Origin of the sequence: Janthinobacterium sp. SUN026 (assembly GCF_030397625.1) — a bacterium.
GTDB lineage: Bacteria > Pseudomonadota > Gammaproteobacteria > Burkholderiales > Burkholderiaceae_D > Janthinobacterium > Janthinobacterium kumbetense.
In genome coordinates, this window is the sequence record NZ_JAPQNU010000005.1 from 1 (window position 1) to 13984 (window position 13984).

The 13984-nt window shown below is 60.1% G+C and carries 18 protein-coding genes; 10 read left to right on the plus strand and 8 right to left on the minus strand.

Annotation, left to right across the window (positions count from 1 at the left end; genetic code table 11):
* Positions 1-384: 384 nt before the first annotated feature.
* On the minus strand, positions 385-1500 hold the full coding sequence (locus OX459_RS20925) for a DUF3667 domain-containing protein (RefSeq protein ID WP_289906428.1): 1116 nt from the start codon (positions 1498-1500) through the stop codon (positions 385-387).
* 101 nt (positions 1501-1601) lie between these two features.
* Between OX459_RS20925 and OX459_RS20930 the strand changes: the two genes are divergently transcribed.
* The 3 genes from OX459_RS20930 (at position 1602) to OX459_RS20940 (ending at position 4167) form a co-directional block, all read left to right on the plus strand.
* Entirely contained in the window at positions 1602-2912 is a 1311-nt protein-coding gene (locus OX459_RS20930) for a serine hydrolase domain-containing protein (RefSeq protein WP_289906429.1), read from the plus strand.
* 466 nt (positions 2913-3378) lie between these two features.
* The gene (locus OX459_RS20935; RefSeq protein ID WP_077401383.1) at positions 3379-3618 is read left to right on the plus strand and encodes a hypothetical protein; all 240 of its coding nucleotides are present in this window, start codon (positions 3379-3381) and stop codon (positions 3616-3618) included.
* Between the two features lie 156 nt (positions 3619-3774).
* Complete coding sequence (locus tag OX459_RS20940; protein ID WP_289906430.1) at positions 3775-4167, plus strand: GFA family protein; 393 nt, start codon at positions 3775-3777, stop codon at positions 4165-4167.
* Positions 4168-4279: 112 nt separating this feature from the next.
* Here the strand turns inward: OX459_RS20940 and OX459_RS20945 are convergent, their stop codons facing one another.
* Positions 4280-4576, minus strand: coding sequence for a hypothetical protein (locus OX459_RS20945; RefSeq protein WP_289906431.1), 297 nt, complete (start codon positions 4574-4576; stop codon positions 4280-4282).
* 101 nt (positions 4577-4677) lie between these two features.
* On the minus strand, positions 4678-5046 hold the full coding sequence (locus tag OX459_RS20950) for a hypothetical protein (protein WP_289906432.1): 369 nt from the start codon (positions 5044-5046) through the stop codon (positions 4678-4680).
* Positions 5047-5244: 198 nt separating this feature from the next.
* Here OX459_RS20950 and OX459_RS20955 point away from each other — a divergent pair, with 198 nt between their 5' ends.
* The 5 genes from OX459_RS20955 to OX459_RS20975 all read left to right on the plus strand — a co-directional run bounded on the left by OX459_RS20955 (position 5245) and on the right by OX459_RS20975 (position 7310).
* Positions 5245-5706 carry a GNAT family N-acetyltransferase gene (locus OX459_RS20955; RefSeq protein WP_289906433.1) on the plus strand — a complete coding sequence of 154 codons (462 nt, stop codon included), beginning with the start codon at positions 5245-5247 and terminating at the stop codon, positions 5704-5706.
* A 136-nt stretch (positions 5707-5842) separates the two neighbouring features.
* Complete coding sequence (locus tag OX459_RS20960) at positions 5843-6250, plus strand: GNAT family N-acetyltransferase (protein WP_289906434.1); 408 nt, start codon at positions 5843-5845, stop codon at positions 6248-6250.
* 28 nt (positions 6251-6278) lie between these two features.
* Complete coding sequence (locus OX459_RS20965) at positions 6279-6737, plus strand: hypothetical protein (RefSeq protein ID WP_289906435.1); 459 nt, start codon at positions 6279-6281, stop codon at positions 6735-6737.
* Between the two features lie 137 nt (positions 6738-6874).
* Entirely contained in the window at positions 6875-7075 is a 201-nt protein-coding gene (locus OX459_RS20970; protein WP_070255230.1) for a DUF3079 domain-containing protein, read from the plus strand.
* 64 nt (positions 7076-7139) lie between these two features.
* Complete coding sequence (locus OX459_RS20975) at positions 7140-7310, plus strand: hypothetical protein (protein WP_251350826.1); 171 nt, start codon at positions 7140-7142, stop codon at positions 7308-7310.
* Positions 7311-7313: 3 nt separating this feature from the next.
* Here OX459_RS20975 and OX459_RS20980 read toward each other — a convergent pair whose 3' ends face one another.
* Positions 7314-8459: an MFS transporter gene (locus OX459_RS20980; RefSeq protein WP_289906725.1), complete on the minus strand. Its 1146-nt coding sequence runs from the start codon at positions 8457-8459 to the stop codon at positions 7314-7316.
* Positions 8460-8716: 257 nt separating this feature from the next.
* Here OX459_RS20980 and OX459_RS20985 point away from each other — a divergent pair, with 257 nt between their 5' ends.
* On the plus strand, positions 8717-9334 hold the full coding sequence (locus OX459_RS20985) for a TetR/AcrR family transcriptional regulator (protein ID WP_289906436.1): 618 nt from the start codon (positions 8717-8719) through the stop codon (positions 9332-9334).
* A 3-nt stretch (positions 9335-9337) separates the two neighbouring features.
* On the opposite strand, the gene OX459_RS20990 is transcribed toward OX459_RS20985, so the two are convergent.
* Both OX459_RS20990 and OX459_RS20995 read right to left on the minus strand, forming a co-directional pair.
* Entirely contained in the window at positions 9338-9808 is a 471-nt protein-coding gene (locus OX459_RS20990; RefSeq protein ID WP_289906437.1) for a GNAT family N-acetyltransferase, read from the minus strand.
* A gap of 51 nt (positions 9809-9859) precedes the next feature.
* Entirely contained in the window at positions 9860-10519 is a 660-nt protein-coding gene (locus OX459_RS20995) for a hypothetical protein (protein ID WP_289906438.1), read from the minus strand.
* 165 nt (positions 10520-10684) lie between these two features.
* On the opposite strand from OX459_RS20995, the gene OX459_RS21000 reads away from it, so the two are divergent.
* Positions 10685-11341 (plus strand): tetratricopeptide repeat protein, encoded by a 657-nt coding sequence (locus tag OX459_RS21000; protein WP_099664930.1) that lies wholly within the window; start codon positions 10685-10687, stop codon positions 11339-11341.
* Here the strand turns inward: OX459_RS21000 and OX459_RS21005 are convergent.
* Together OX459_RS21005 and OX459_RS21010 are read right to left on the minus strand one after the other, a co-directional pair.
* Positions 11328-12308, minus strand: a complete 981-nt coding sequence (locus OX459_RS21005) for a ribonuclease Z (protein WP_289906439.1) — start codon at positions 12306-12308, stop codon at positions 11328-11330. The genes OX459_RS21000 and OX459_RS21005 overlap by 14 nt on opposite strands.
* Positions 12309-12354: 46 nt before the next feature.
* Complete coding sequence (locus OX459_RS21010) at positions 12355-13848, minus strand: amidohydrolase family protein (RefSeq protein WP_289906440.1); 1494 nt, start codon at positions 13846-13848, stop codon at positions 12355-12357.
* Between the last annotated feature and the right edge of the window lie 136 nt (positions 13849-13984).

Sequence of the window (13984 nt, forward strand, 5' to 3'; positions counted from 1 at the left end):
ACCAAGCATGCTGCCTGCTGTTTGAACTCAGGGGAAAACGTACGTCTTTGCTTGCTCATCAAACACCTCTCCATGGCGAGCATTCTCGCCTAAATCAGTGTCCGGGTACATTAAACCACTACACACCGCTTCCGCTAGGCAATAAAAAACCACCCGAAGGCGGTTTTTATTGCCTATCTGAAACGAGCTGGGCGCCTTCGTGCCCTTTGTGTGAGATTCGAAGGGCCGGGCCTACCGGTCCAGCCCGCCCCGAATGCCGTTGCGCGGCAGCCCCGCGCGCTGCGGGCGCGCGTTCGTGGCTCCAATTAGGCTTCGACTGAGTTAGCTTCTACAGCACCCAACGCATCAGTCCGTATCCGAATAGCAGACCTGCCCCTCGTACTGCTAATGCACACTCTTCATCAACACCAGCACGAGGAACACGCAAAACACGATGTTGGCCACTACCAGCAGCATGCAAGTGCGCCACAGCGCGCCCCATTTGCCCAGGTTGTAGGTGCCGCGTAGCTGCAGAAACATGTGCAGGGGCGGCGCCACGCACACCAGCAATCCGATCAGCCAGCCCTGGTTGAGTATCGATAGCGGTATCAGCACGGTCAACAGCAAGGACATGAAGCACAGCGAGTACAGCACGAACACCGCATGCTCGTACATGGTCACGCCAGGCTTCCAGAAAAACATCAGCCACATGAAGGGCAGCGAGATCGGGATCAGCAGGAACGAGAACTTGTAGATCGTGTTCTTGAGCTTGTAAAACGCCAACTCGGGATTCTCTGCGGCGTGATGAAAGCTTTTTTCCAGCGCAGGAAAAGTGGCGTCGGGATTGGGCGGGCTGGACGCGATCCTGGAGATAGTCTTGTCGAACCAGCCGGGCTCTCTCAACTCAATTGCCTCCTCACTGTTCACTTTTTCGGGCGATGCGACGTACAGCAGGCGTTGCTCGGCTTCGTGTTGCAGCTTGCGCGAAACGGCCAGCGCCTTCTCGACACCGGCGACCCCGGTATTGGCCTTGCGGGCCTCCTCCAGCGCTTGCTCATTGCGCTCGACCCGGAGCTTGGCAGACGCGGCATGGTTGGTCAGCGAGGCGATATTGGCGTCGCGGCTGAGAAGCTGGCCGCTGCCGAACGAGGTGACGAAGAAGGTCAGGAAGACCATGAACAGGAACAGCGCCAGCGGCGAAACATAGTTCTTGCGCTGGCCGTCGATGTAGCGGCGCGTCAGGCGGCCAGGAAAGGCCACCAGCAGCGGGAGCGTCTTCCAAGCCTTGGCGTCGAAGTGCAGGATGCCGTGCACGACTTCTTCGGCCAGGTGCAGCAGCGAATGGTGGATGTGGGCCGGCTGGCCGCAGGCCTGGCAAAACGCGCCGCCCAGCGGCGCCTGGCAGTTGGCGCAGTTCGCCAAGGGCGCGGCACTGGCCGGCTGCGGCGTTTGATCGCCCGCGATCTCGCTGGCCGTCACATCTGCCATCGTCAGGGCGCCGGCCGCTTTCTGGTCACTCATCGTGCATCTCCCACCAGGAAAATGGCTGATTGTGCAACAAGGAGCCTGTATGTTCAAGTAAATACTGGCAAAAACGGCTATCCGTTCGACCAGCCCGGTGCGTGCTAAAAAAACGACGTTTTTCTTCCGCTTGTCCGCCGAAAACGCAGTTCGTCGCAAGCCGCTGGTTCTTTGCCGTCATCCTCTTTATCTTCCTTACTGAGCTGGCGCGAACGGTCGCGCTGCCGAGCCACTTTCAACGGGATATCCATATGTCGAAACTTTACTCGCGTCGCCTCGCCTCACCGCTGCTGCTGACACTGCTTTTGGTGCTGCATGCTCCCGCCAGCCATGCTGACTCCGCCTCCACCACCGCTCCTGCAAGCGTCACTGGGGCCAGCGAAGAAGTGGCGCTGGCCGCACGTATCGACAGCGAGATCGCGCCCCTGTTCAAGGCAAACGAGCCTGGCGCCACTGTCATTGTCACGCAGGCTGGCCTTACCGTGTTTCGCAAGGCGTATGGCATGGCCGACGTGGCCAAGGGCCTGCCCATGACCCCGGACACCGTGATGCGCATCGCTTCAATCAGCAAACAGTTCACCGCCACCGGCATCCTGATGCTGGCGGATGAAGGCAAGCTGGCTTTGGACGACGACATCCAGAAGTTCCTTCCCGACTACCCCAGCGGTGGCAAGCGCATTACGATCGAGCATCTGCTGACGCATACCTCGGGCATCGCAAACTTTACCAACAAGCCGACCTTTGAGGCGGGAATGAATACGGATCAGACCGTGAGTCAGATGATAGACAGCTTCAAGAACGATGCGCTCCAGTTCGAGCCAGGCACGCGCTATTCGTACAGTAATTCAGGTTACTTCTTGCTGGGTGCAATTATCGAAAAGGTCTCAGGCCTGTCGTATGCCAAATTCGTCGAGCAGCGCATCTTCGTGCCGCTCGGTATGCGCGACAGCGCGTACGAAGGCCATGAGCGTGGCAGTGCGATGCGTGCCAAGGGCTATACGCGCAGCAGTGCCGGTTCCGGCTTCGAACCAGGCAAGGCGGTCAGCATGACGCTGCCGTACGCGGCCGGAGCGCTCGTGTCCACGGTGGATGACCTGGCGCGCTGGGATGCCGCCGTCAGCGCCGGCACACTGCTTAAGCCTTCCAGCCAGCAGAAAGCGTTTACCGCCCATGTCCTGGCCGACGGCAAAAGTGTTCCCTATGGCTACGGATGGAGCGTGCGCAAGATGCGCGGCATGCCAATGCAGTCACATGGCGGCGGCATTCCCGGCTTTTCCACCTACGCTTTGCGTCTGCCCGAGAAACAGCTGTATGTGGCGGTGCTGACCAATGCTGACAGGGGCCTCCCGGGGGCCGAAATGATTGCGGTGAAGGCGGCGACTATCGCAGTTGGCAATGGTTTCCCTGAGTAATTCGAGGGGGATGCACACGTGCCGCCAACCGGCGCTGCAGAGGCAGGCGGTCACCCGGTGTCAGCGATCCTTCTGCCACCGCCGCCTGCAACGCCTCCGCAACCCGCAAAAAACGTGGCCCTTCATTCCTGGCCAGGCGCGGCAAGCAGATGGTCAGGTTTCAATCTTGTATGGTTTGCAACTGGGACATTTTGTCTCAATGTATGGATATTGTTTTAAAGTAGTATGTGTCAGAACCTGCAGCAACACCATCCTTGCATGGCCGTCGCTGACGTTTTCACCTCGCTCATCCGCATTCGGCAAATCACGGCGCTCGGTGCTCTTGATATTTCATAGCTGGCTATAATGAAAGAGTCACGCAGGATGCCCTGGGGGATGGTTTGAACCGTAGTTGCGGAAGCAGCGTTTTGGGGAAGTGCTCCTCACGATAGACAGTATCAAGTAATAAAACCTGGAAATACTCAAAATGATGGATTGGACCCCTATAGTCTTCGTTACGTTCAAGGCTCTCGTGCTTTGCACGGGCATGTTCTTCGCCATCAAGTGGCATTACGATCAAGGGAAGAAGGGGAAAGAGCAAGAGGCGCGCGCGGTGCTGCGTGCGGGCGGCAAGGTGGCCGCACTCTTCGTGCTCACGCTCCTGGGCCTGGGGCTCGTCACCTTCTTCGTCGTCAAGATGGTCGGTCTGGAGATGATCTGGCCCTGATGGCCAAGAATAGTCTGCCGATATCCGGTGATGCGGCAGCAATTCCCCGCTGCGCGGCAGCCCCGTGCGTGCACGGAGCTTTCTGAATCATGTGTACCTTGTCTGTTTGGAAATACTGTGTAAAAATACAGTGTCAACTTTCAAAAAGGACTCCTCATGATCAAAGGCAGTTGCTGCTGTGGCTCGGTAAAGTTTGAATTGGCATCCCCCCCGGGCATGATGGGCATGTGTCACTGTTCCCGTTGTCGGAAGGCTGGAGCGAGCACCCTGGCCTTCGTTGATAAAAATTCATTTACCTTGCTGGCGGGACGGGAATTTATTCAACGCTATGAGCCGGAGCCTCCGTTTACATATACAAGAACTTTTTGCAAAAAATGCGGAACTTCTTTAGGAGAAATTGGCTCAGAGAATGATTCATTTCCCATCTCAGTCAATTGCCTGGATGACGACCCTGAGGCAAGAATACAATTCCATGTGCATGTTGGCTCCAAGCCTGCATGGTATGAGATTTGTGATAGTGCAAAACAGTTTCAAGAAAGTCCGACATAATAAGAAAAGCCAGTCATTTGACTGGCTTTTTTATTGCACATGCAGTGCTGCTGCGCGGATGTTAGGCAATGCATTCAGCAGATAAAATATCCTGCCGACGCAAGGAGTTGAGTCAATTTCCCCACGGATCGGTATAGGGATCGCCTGAACGGCAAGATTCGCGCGTTTGCTCCAATTTGTAAGCGGTCGACTGTCCCCAGAGAACGGTGGTCCCGCCATTGCAGTGGAATTGTCCTTCGCCCACTTGCTCGCTGTAGCTGGCATCGGAATAGTATGCATATGAAATGGAGTATGCAGCTGCCGCGTAAGCATAGGTTGAAAAAGCTACTAATCCTACGGAGAACGTTGCAAAAATCGACTTTTTAAATGGCATTTTAAATCCTTTTAAATTAATGCGGTCAATGTTCAAGTATGGAGTGAAGTCGTGATGAAAAGTCGTGATTAATTATGTGACTTTTCAAAAATGCAAATCCATATTGCCCAGAGAGCGTATTGGTGTCAATGGATTTTTCAGCTATTTTTTCGCCTGTAGCCCTTATTGACAGGCACAAACACTTCCCATTTATGCTGTATCGCGGGATTGACGGTCTTGGCGCAACTCACGGCAACATTCGGTCCAGACAGGCCGTGGCTTTGCTGAACCCATTTCACGCTCAAAGCTGCCGCGCATTTCGTCACCAGAATCTTCCGGTTCGGCTCCAGGACTTGCCAACTTGTTCCCTTTTTGGAGTTTTCTGCTGCAATGAACTGTACTGCGGCCTCCCTGATTTCAAACAAGCCATGGATGTCACCGCGTGTCCGGTCTTCGTCGAGCGTGGCCGCGAGTGCCGATGAGACGCCAGCAACAAGAAAAACGGCGACGACCAAGGAAGCGTACATGCGTCTATTCAAACGTAACGGTGCCAACATATTTACAATCCTTGCCAAGTCTGTTCGATATCAGATAGAGATATGAAAGGTTTTGCATTCTACAGTCACAATCCCGGATCCACCGTTTTTGTTCTCCACTGGCGAGTGCGTACTTTTCGTGGCACGATGATAAGTTCATCGGCTACTCATTCAACTGACTGAACGCACATGGCTTTTACTTTTCACCCGCTTTCCGATATTCCCCACGAAGAATGGCTCCTTCTGTTGAATCACCCGGATGTCATCCGCCATATGCCACTGGCCACCGAACGTTGGACGGATGGCGCTATTGCGGAATGGGCGAAAGGCAAGGACGCGCAATGGCAAGCGAATGGCTATGGACCGTGGGCTATCCGGGTGGATGGCGCGTTTGCCGGCTGGGGCGGTTTTCAGAAGGAAGGGGGCGAAGCAGACCTGGCACTGGTATTGCTCCCTTGGTTCTGGGGACATGGGCCGGCGCTGGTGCGCCATTTCATGCACCGCCGGCTGGAACTGGGCATTGGGCCGGTCAGCATCCTGCTGCCGCCCAGCCGCACTCGCGTCAAGGGGCTGGCAAGAATCGGCTTCCTATTTGATCGCGAGGTGGAGTATGAAGGCCAACGCTTTTTGAAGTTCCGGACATCGGAATGAGCGTCACATGCGCGGTGGGGACGGGAGCAGCCTTTCTCTCCCGCAACTGGCATACTATTCAATGCATATGCGAATCTGAGTAAAGTTTGCAGAAACAAGCTATTCCCATGCGCGATCACTTTCCACTTTTGAATCCATGAAAAACAGCACCGTCGAATATCGCCATAACTTCCCCCTCGATCCGCTCGATGTCGTCCGTGTCTTCGATCAATCCGGCATCAAGCGGCCGACCGCCAATCTTCCGAGAATCGCGCGCATGTTCGCCGCGCCTTGCCTCTCGCTGTCGGCTTGGGTGGATAATGAGCTGGTGGGATTGGCCCGCTCGCTGACCGATTATGCGTATTGCTGCTATCTGTCGGACCTGGCCGTCGACCAGCGGTACCAGGGCCTGGGTATCGGCAAGGAACTTGTCAAGCGCACCCAGGCCATCATCGGCGACGACGTGTCCTTGATACTGCTCTCCGCCCCGGACGCCATGTCCTACTATCCGACGCTCGGTTTCGAGCCTGCCGGCAACGCTTACGTCATCCGGCGCAAACATTGAGCGACCGTTTTAACAATTCCCGCAGCTGATGAAACCCGTCTATACCCTCGCCGAAGCCCTGGCAAAAGATCCCGGCCGCGTCGCCAAAACCCAGGCCCTCACCCTCGACAGTGCCAGGCCCCACATGGGCTTGAAAGGCAGGCATGGCCTGTTCGCTTCCGTAGCCTGGTGGGAAAGCATCGAGGCCCAACGCCTCCCGACGCAAACCTTGACGGGCATCATTGAACGCACGTATTTCGCGGGCCAGGACAGCCGCCGTGGCGATCAGGTCAACAGCTTCACCTTGCGCATGGCGGATGGCTCGGCAGTGGACGAAAGCATCTACATAAACCACAAGCAAGACATCAGGCTGTTCGTGCCTGGCGCGATGGTGACGATGGTCTACGCGCAAGATGAGCTGAAGGCACAGCCGGCCGCCGACGGCGGCGTCAATGTGGCGCGTATCGTGCTGGAAGTGGCCATATCCGTCAGAAAAGATAAAGAGTAGGGGACGGCGCCATGCCGATGCTCCACGATCTGCACAAGCTTGATATTGGACAAGTTTCTAGCTGAAATTGGTTTGACCTCCCCCCGCGCCAGGTCTAGAGTCAGGCAAGAACCTTCAACGGACCACGATCGCCTCCCATGGCCAAGCCTTTCCCCTTGAATCCCAAGAACCCCGAACGCATCTGCTGGGGCTGCGACAAGTATTGTCCGCCGGATGCCATGCGCTGCGGCAATGGTTCCGAACGCACGCAGCATCCGATCGAGCTGTTTGGCGAAGGCTGGAATGACTGGGGGCTGGCGGCGGCCGACAAGGCCGATAAGGACGAGAACCCGCCTTGACGGCAAGCGCAGCACGCGGCGCGCCGCTACAATCTCTTTATCGCGTCCGCGCTGAGGATTCTCCATGCAAGAAACCCTGTCACGCTGGCTGGCAAGCAGCGCCGGCGATGTCCGGTTCGTCGAGCACCCGCTGCGCAACACGGCCACGGTGGCGCTGTCGCATGCCACCCTGGTCCGTTTCCTCGCGCAGACGGGACACGTGCCGCGCATCATGAGTGTCCCTGCGGCTCCCTGATGCTCAATGCCCGGCCACGGGCGCGCCGCCGCTGCGCCGTCCCGGCCGGAAGCCGTGCGCGCGGGCCGACCAGGCGATCGCAAAGGCCAGCACCAGCAAGCTGACCATGGCCCACGGGAAGGCGTCCGCGCCCCACGTTTCCAGCAGGGCGCCGCCTGCCACGCCCGCGGCCGCAATCGCGCCATTCCACGCCACCACGTTCATCGACAAGGCCACGTCGGCGCCATTGCCTGCCGTGTCGGCCAGCGCCGTCTGCAACAGCGTTGCCGCGCCGCCAAAGGACAAGCCCCAGACGGCCATGCCCAGGTAAATGACAATGGGAAACTGTGACGCGATGCCCAGCACGAGGGCCGTGGCGCCGAACACGGCCAGGCTGGCCAGCACGGCGGCGCGCAGGTGGCGCTCGACCAGCTTGCCCGTGATCCAGATGCCGGCCATGGCGGCGGCGCCGAAGACGAGCAGGACCAGGTCGACCCGCTCCGTCAATCCGGCCGGCGCCACGAACGGGGCGATGTAGGTATAGAGAATGTTGTGCGCCAGCATCCAGGCGATGACGACGGCCAGCACGGGGCGCACGCCCGGCGTCGTGAAGACGCGGCGCAGGGGCAGGCGTTCATGGATGGACTGGCCCGGGTAGTCCGGCACCTTCGCCAGCACCCAGGCGATCAGGATCAATGTCAGAGCGGAAATGATCCAGAATGCGGCGCGCCAGCCGACGAGCGAACCGAGCAAGGTGCCCAGCGGCACGCCCAGGGACAGGGCGACCGGTGCGCCCACCATGGCCAGCGCCAGGGCGCGGCCTTGCTGATGCGGCGCCACCATGCGCCGCGCGTAGCCGGCCAGCAAGCTCCACGCCAGTCCGGCCGCCATGCCGGCAAAGAAGCGGGCCGCCAGGGTCAGCCAGTAGTGGGACGACAGCGCCGTGACGGTATTGAACACGAGAAAGCCGATGATGGTCAGCAACAGCACGTTGCGGCGGCGCCAGCCGCGCGTGGCGATGGTGAGCGGAATGGCTGCCAGCAGGGAACCGAGGGCATAGGCCGTGACTATTTGTCCGGCCAGCGCGGCGCTGATGCCGAGTCCCGTACTGATCTGCGGCAACAAGCCGGCAGGCAAGGTTTCCGTGACGATGCAGATAAAACCCGTCATGGCCAGGGCCAGCAAGCCGGCGACGGGGAGGCGGTCGGCCAGCGCAGGGCTGGCTCCGGTGGTGAGCGTGGCGTGATTCAAAGCGAAATTTCCTTGGAAGTGTGACGAGTGGGCCGGGCGCAGGCGTGCCCCTGACCGTCGTTGCGGTACATATGTATCGATCGGTATAAATATAGGCGATGGCGCACCGCGTTGTCAACGACTTCTGTATCGAGTAGTATGTAAGTGGCATATGGGTAGATGAGAAGGAGCGATGGATGGCGCAAATGGGACGGCCGCGCACGTTCGACCGGCAGGCGGCGGTCGAGCAGGCCATGTTTTTATTCTGGCAACAGGGATATGAATCGACATCCTTGAGCCAGCTCAAGGCGAGCCTGGGCGGCGGCATTTCCGCGCCCAGCTTTTATGCGGCGTTCGGCTCGAAGGAAGCGCTGTTCCGCGAAGCGGCGCAATGCTATCTGGACACGTTTGCACGCGTGACGGAATGCCTGTGGGACGACGGCCTGGCGCCGCGCGCAGCCATCGAGCTGGCCTTGCGCCAGTCGGCCAGCATGCAGTCCGATGCGGACCACCCGCCCGGCTGCATGGTGGCGCTCGGCTGCATGAGCGCGCCGACGGCCGAGCATGCGGCCGTGGCCGCGCCCCTCACGCAATCGCGCGCCCGCACGCGTGCCGGCTTCGTGCGCTGCGTCGAGCGGGGCATGGCCGGCGGAGAATTGCCTGGTGATATGGATGCCGTGGCGCTGGCGTCCGTCTTCGACAGCTTTCTGTCGGGCGTGGCTATCCAGACCCGCGATGGCGTGGGCTACGCCGTGCTGGACGGCGCCATCACGCAGATTCTGCGCGTGTGGGATGCCAGCCGCGTGCCGGGCTAGACGCTAGGCCGTAAAGCGAAACTCCAGCACGTCGTCGCCATACTTGTCCGTCTCGCCCGTCGAGGTCCAGCCCAGGTAGCGGTAAAAGCCGTAGGAACGCGAAGCGGGGTCGTCGGAGCAGCCGAGGAACAGCCGTTGATGACCGTGCGCGCGCAGTTCCGTCATCACCAGTTCCAGCAAGGTTTTGCCGATACCGAGGCCTTCGAATTCCGGCAGCAGTGCCAGGACGATGATTTCGCCCGTGTCGCGCTCGCCAAAGCAGTAGCCGGCCAGCTGGCCGTCATGATGGCAGACGTGGCCAGGCAGGCTGCCCGAACGCATCATTTCCGCCCAGGTGCCGGCCGTGATGCCCACTTCCGCCAGGCGTTCCGCGGGCACGGCGTTTTGCCGCGTCCTGCCCCGCAAGTCGATAAAGGCCGGAGTGTCCTCCGCCTTGGCGGGATGGAAGGTAATGGAAGCTGGATGTGTCGTCATGTAATTACTCGCTGGTGTCGTGTCTGTGGCGAAAATGAGGCTGGATAAACCTCATTCCCAAGGTTTGCGCATGGTTTGCGCATGGCGCTGCCAGTCAAAGATTTTGCTATTCTCGATTGCCTGCTGGCCGGGATTGCCGCTATCGATGATTTCATCCTTGACGATAATCAAGTCGTTTTTGTCATTCAAGCGGTATTCCCGGTAACGCTCGCAATCCTGTGCGCGCCGGGCGATGGCGATTAATGTGTTGCCCCGCCACGCATAGCTGTCTTCATAAAAGCATTGCGCCGCGCAGCCGCAATTGGGTATGCCCCCTTCGATTCTTTGCTCGGCCATGTTGATGTTCAGATTCGGAATGGCTGACAAGGGTTGATTGAAACGGTATTGCTGCGCTGGCGCATCCCACAGCCATACATCGGAACAGCGGATGCGTCCCTGGCTATCCGTGTATCCGGTGACCCACAGGTCGGCATGGCCGTCGAAATTCATGTCCAGCAGCAGCGCGTGCAAATTGCCCGTGCCGCTGCTGCTGCAACTGCCATTCATCCACTGCTTTCCGATTTTCAGCCGATACGTCTGTTTTTCATCGTGATTCGCATAGCGGATATCGGCCGCTTGTTGCACTTTGCCTGTCGCGGCTTTATCCAGATGCAAGGTACCAGCATAAACCGAGGTGGAAATCAGGGATAAAAGCAGAGCGATCAGTTTCATGGCGATATTTATGGGCTGGCACGAGTGCACAATGCGTGGATTACATCAGGCGGAGAATGATCATACTGCATGAATCCGGCAATGCGCCACACGATTTCCTATCGTGCATTCTGCGCGGAACAGTGCTGTGTACAATGCCCAAAAATCCCCGAATAAGGAATCTTTATGAGCTCCTCTCCTGAATCTTTGAATGAAGCGGGCATCCTCGCCTATAACGACGGGCATTATGCCGAGGCCTTCAAGCAATTCGATGCGGCGGCGCGCACGGGCGATCCGGCCGGCCAGCATTTATTGGCCAGCCTGTATTACCAGGGCCATGGCGTGACGCAGGATTTGCCGAAAGCGGTGGAATTGTTCACGGCAGCCGCGCAAGCGGGTTTCCCGCCGTCGCTGGCGAATCTTGCCCTGATGTATGCGGGCGGCGATGGCGTCGCGCAAGACATGGCGCAATCGCTCGCGTATGGCCGCCAGGCGGCCGAGGCGGGCGATGGCCAGTCACAATTCAACCTGGCGCAGGCTTACCGCAAGGGGATTGATGTACCGCAAGATTATGCCGAGGCGGCGTTCTGGTACAAGCAGGCGGCCGAAGCCGGTTCCCTGTCGGCGCAGAATGAATACGGCTTGCTGTACGCGCAGGGGCAGGGCGTGGAACTCGATTACGTGCAGGCATATGCGTGGATCGCCATGCCGGCCGAGGCGGGCAGCGCGCAATCGATCAAGAACCGCGACCAGTTGCTGGAAATTCTCACGCCGTCACAGCAGCAGGCGGCGCGCGCGCTGGCTGCGGAGTATGCGGCGCAGTATGGCGTCAATCCCCATTGAGCGACGATTTCGCGGGCAGCTTGGTCAGCACGCCGGCCGCGTCGAGTTCATAGCTGTCGAAATCGCGCGCGAGAAATAGTTTGCCCGAGTAATGCAGCCGCGCTTCCGCTTCCAGCTCGGCCATGCCTTCCGCATGGTGATAGCGGGCGCTGAAGTGGGTGAGGATCAGGTTCGGCAAGCGGACCGCTTCGGCGAACTGCGCCACGCGCTGCACGGAGCTGTGCGTGGGGCCGGGGCCCACCTTTTGCAGCATGGCTTCCGTGTAGGTGGCTTCATGCACGAGCAATTGCGCATCTGCGCAAGCGTCGGCCAGCAAGGCCGGCGTGTCGTTGTCGCCGCCGACCACCACCGTGGCGCGCTGCGTTTCCGTCTGGCGGAAAGCGGCGGCGCGCAAGACCGTGCCATCGTCAAGCAGCGCATCCTGGCCAGCCTGCAAGAGTCCCCAGGCGGGACCGGGCGGCACGCCGGCCGCCTGCAGGGCCGCCTTGTCCAGCTTCCACCTGCTCGTTTCCAGCGCGAAACGGTAGCCGACGCTCGGTGCGCGGTGCGACAGCGCGTGGCGCGAGACGGTCAAGCCCGCTTCCTCGTACACCACTGGCGCGCTGTCCACGTCGATGTGGATCAGCGGATACGTCAGGAACAGTTCCGTGTGCAGCAGGGTGGCGTCGATCCAGGCCTTGATGGCGGCCGGGGCGATCAGCAGCAAGGGCTTCTTGCGCCCCGTCATCGAGGCGCTGGCCAGCAAGCCCGGCAGCCCATAGCTGTGGTCGCCATGCACGTGGGTGATGCAGATGCCCACCAGGTCGTGCACGGACAGGGGCAGGCGCTGCAGCCGGTGCTGCGTGGCTTCGCCGCAATCGATCATCCACCAGTCGCGGTTGTGCGTGGTTTGCAGGGCCAGCGACGTGACGTTGCGGTAGCGCGTGGGCACGCCGGAAGACGTGCCGAGAAAAGTCAGTTTGAACATGCGCGCATTATGCGGCAAGCCAACGCCGTTGCCAACGCGCCCGCCTTCAGCTTGTCAATGGCGCGCGCAATTTGTCCTTGTAGATGCGGCCGTTCTTCATGATCAGCAGCAGGTTTTCTTCCGGCTGGGCGAGGAAATCGAGGTTTTTCGCAGGGTCGCCATCGGCCACCAGCAAGTCGGCCAGCGCGCCCGCGGCCAGCTTGCCCAGGGTGCCAGGGTAGGGCGAGCGCTGGCCGGACAGGGCCAGCAGTTCGCCATTTTGCCCCGTCGCCTGCGCCAGCAAGGTCAATGGATCGTAAAAGCGCGTGAGTTTCGCCAGCTGGCGGCCTTGCGTGGGCGTGTTTTTCGCGTTGAACAGGATGTCCGTGCCCCAGCCCGTCTTGATGCCGTACTTTTGCGCCAGCGCATACGCCCTCACCGTGCCTTCGGATACGATCCTCTGGCTGGCCTTGCGCGCCGCATCAGGATACACATTCGCATCCGCGTCTTGCAGGAACGGTTGCAGGCTCCACCATGTGCCCGTGTCGCGCATCAGGCGCGCGGAGTCGTCGTCCGCCAGCTGGCCGTGCTCGATGCTGCGCACGCCTGCGCGGATGGCCCGCTGTATGCCTTTCGGCGTGTAGACGTGGGTCATCACATACGTGCCCCAGTCGGCGGCCGCTTCCACGCCGGCGCGCAGTTCGCGCTCCGAATACTGCGTGCTGTCGAGCGGATCGTACATGGAGGCGACGCCGCCGCCGGCCATCATCTTGATTTGCGTCGCGCCCAGCATCAATTGCTCGCGCACGCGGCGCAGCACTTCCGCTTCGCCATCGGCGATCATGGCCATGCCCGCCGTTTCCGCCATGCCCAGCGGCGCATTCGCCGCACGGGGGATGTCGGAGCGCAAACGGAAGTCGCCATGGCCCGAGGTTTGCGAAATCATGGCGCCGGACGGAAAGATGCGGGGGCCATCGACGATGCCTTCATCGATGGCGCGCTGCAATGCAAACGCGGGGCCGCCCGGATCGCGCACGGACGTAAAGCCCCGCAGCAAGGTGCGCTGCGCTTCCTGCGCCGCCACCAGGTACAGATAGCCGATATCGGAGGTCATGGCCGTCACCTGGTTGATGGCGGCCAGCATGGTGTGCCAGTGGGCGTCGATCAGGCCCGGCATCACCAGCTTGCCCTGGCAATCGACCACTTGCGCGCCGTCTACCTTTTCGCCGGCCGGCAACAGGGCGGTAATGGTCGGGCCCGTCACTAGCACGTGGATGCCGGAGCGGGGCGCCTTGCCCGTGCCGTCGAACAGGCGCAGATTGGTCAGCAGCAGTGGGCGCTGGGGCGTTTGCGGCTGCTGGGCGATGGCGTTGCTGGTGGACAAGCCGATGAAGGGCGCCAGCATGGCGGCCGCGCCGCCGAGAAATTGCCGGCGCCGCATGTCCGCCATCACCCGCTGGTGCAGGATGGTGAAGACGGTGCCGCCGCAGTCGCAGGCGCGCGGCTTCAAGCCGCCCGTTTGCCATGTATCCATCAGATGCTGCTCCTGTGCCAGTGCCATCGCGTCATCCTTTCATCGCTGCCGCGCCGTGTGCTGGCACGCGGACAAAGTTAATTAATGGAAACAATGACCATTGAAAGCCCGCAGCGATGGCAAGTCAAGCGTGCACTTGCTTTACAGCAAAGAATGCAGCATT

Coding starts and splice junctions, on each gene's coding strand:
- OX459_RS20950 (WP_289906432.1), bottom strand. CDS start 5,046: ATGTACGCTTCCTTGGTCGTCGCCGTTTTTCTTGTTGCTGGCGTCTCA.
- OX459_RS20965 (WP_289906435.1), top strand. CDS start 6,279: ATGAAACCCGTCTATACCCTCGCCGAAGCCCTGGCAAAAGATCCCGGC.
- OX459_RS20955 (WP_289906433.1), top strand. CDS start 5,245: ATGGCTTTTACTTTTCACCCGCTTTCCGATATTCCCCACGAAGAATGG.
- OX459_RS20995 (WP_289906438.1), bottom strand. CDS start 10,519: ATGAAACTGATCGCTCTGCTTTTATCCCTGATTTCCACCTCGGTTTAT.
- OX459_RS21010 (WP_289906440.1), bottom strand. CDS start 13,848: ATGGCACTGGCACAGGAGCAGCATCTGATGGATACATGGCAAACGGGC.
- OX459_RS21005 (WP_289906439.1), bottom strand. CDS start 12,308: ATGTTCAAACTGACTTTTCTCGGCACGTCTTCCGGCGTGCCCACGCGC.
- OX459_RS20975 (WP_251350826.1), top strand. CDS start 7,140: ATGCAAGAAACCCTGTCACGCTGGCTGGCAAGCAGCGCCGGCGATGTC.
- OX459_RS20960 (WP_289906434.1), top strand. CDS start 5,843: ATGAAAAACAGCACCGTCGAATATCGCCATAACTTCCCCCTCGATCCG.
- OX459_RS20935 (WP_077401383.1), top strand. CDS start 3,379: ATGATGGATTGGACCCCTATAGTCTTCGTTACGTTCAAGGCTCTCGTG.
- OX459_RS20980 (WP_289906725.1), bottom strand. CDS start 8,459: ATGACGGGTTTTATCTGCATCGTCACGGAAACCTTGCCTGCCGGCTTG.
- OX459_RS20940 (WP_289906430.1), top strand. CDS start 3,775: ATGATCAAAGGCAGTTGCTGCTGTGGCTCGGTAAAGTTTGAATTGGCA.
- OX459_RS20990 (WP_289906437.1), bottom strand. CDS start 9,808: ATGACGACACATCCAGCTTCCATTACCTTCCATCCCGCCAAGGCGGAG.
- OX459_RS20985 (WP_289906436.1), top strand. CDS start 8,717: ATGGCGCAAATGGGACGGCCGCGCACGTTCGACCGGCAGGCGGCGGTC.
- OX459_RS20925 (WP_289906428.1), bottom strand. CDS start 1,500: ATGAGTGACCAGAAAGCGGCCGGCGCCCTGACGATGGCAGATGTGACG.
- OX459_RS21000 (WP_099664930.1), top strand. CDS start 10,685: ATGAGCTCCTCTCCTGAATCTTTGAATGAAGCGGGCATCCTCGCCTAT.
- OX459_RS20970 (WP_070255230.1), top strand. CDS start 6,875: ATGGCCAAGCCTTTCCCCTTGAATCCCAAGAACCCCGAACGCATCTGC.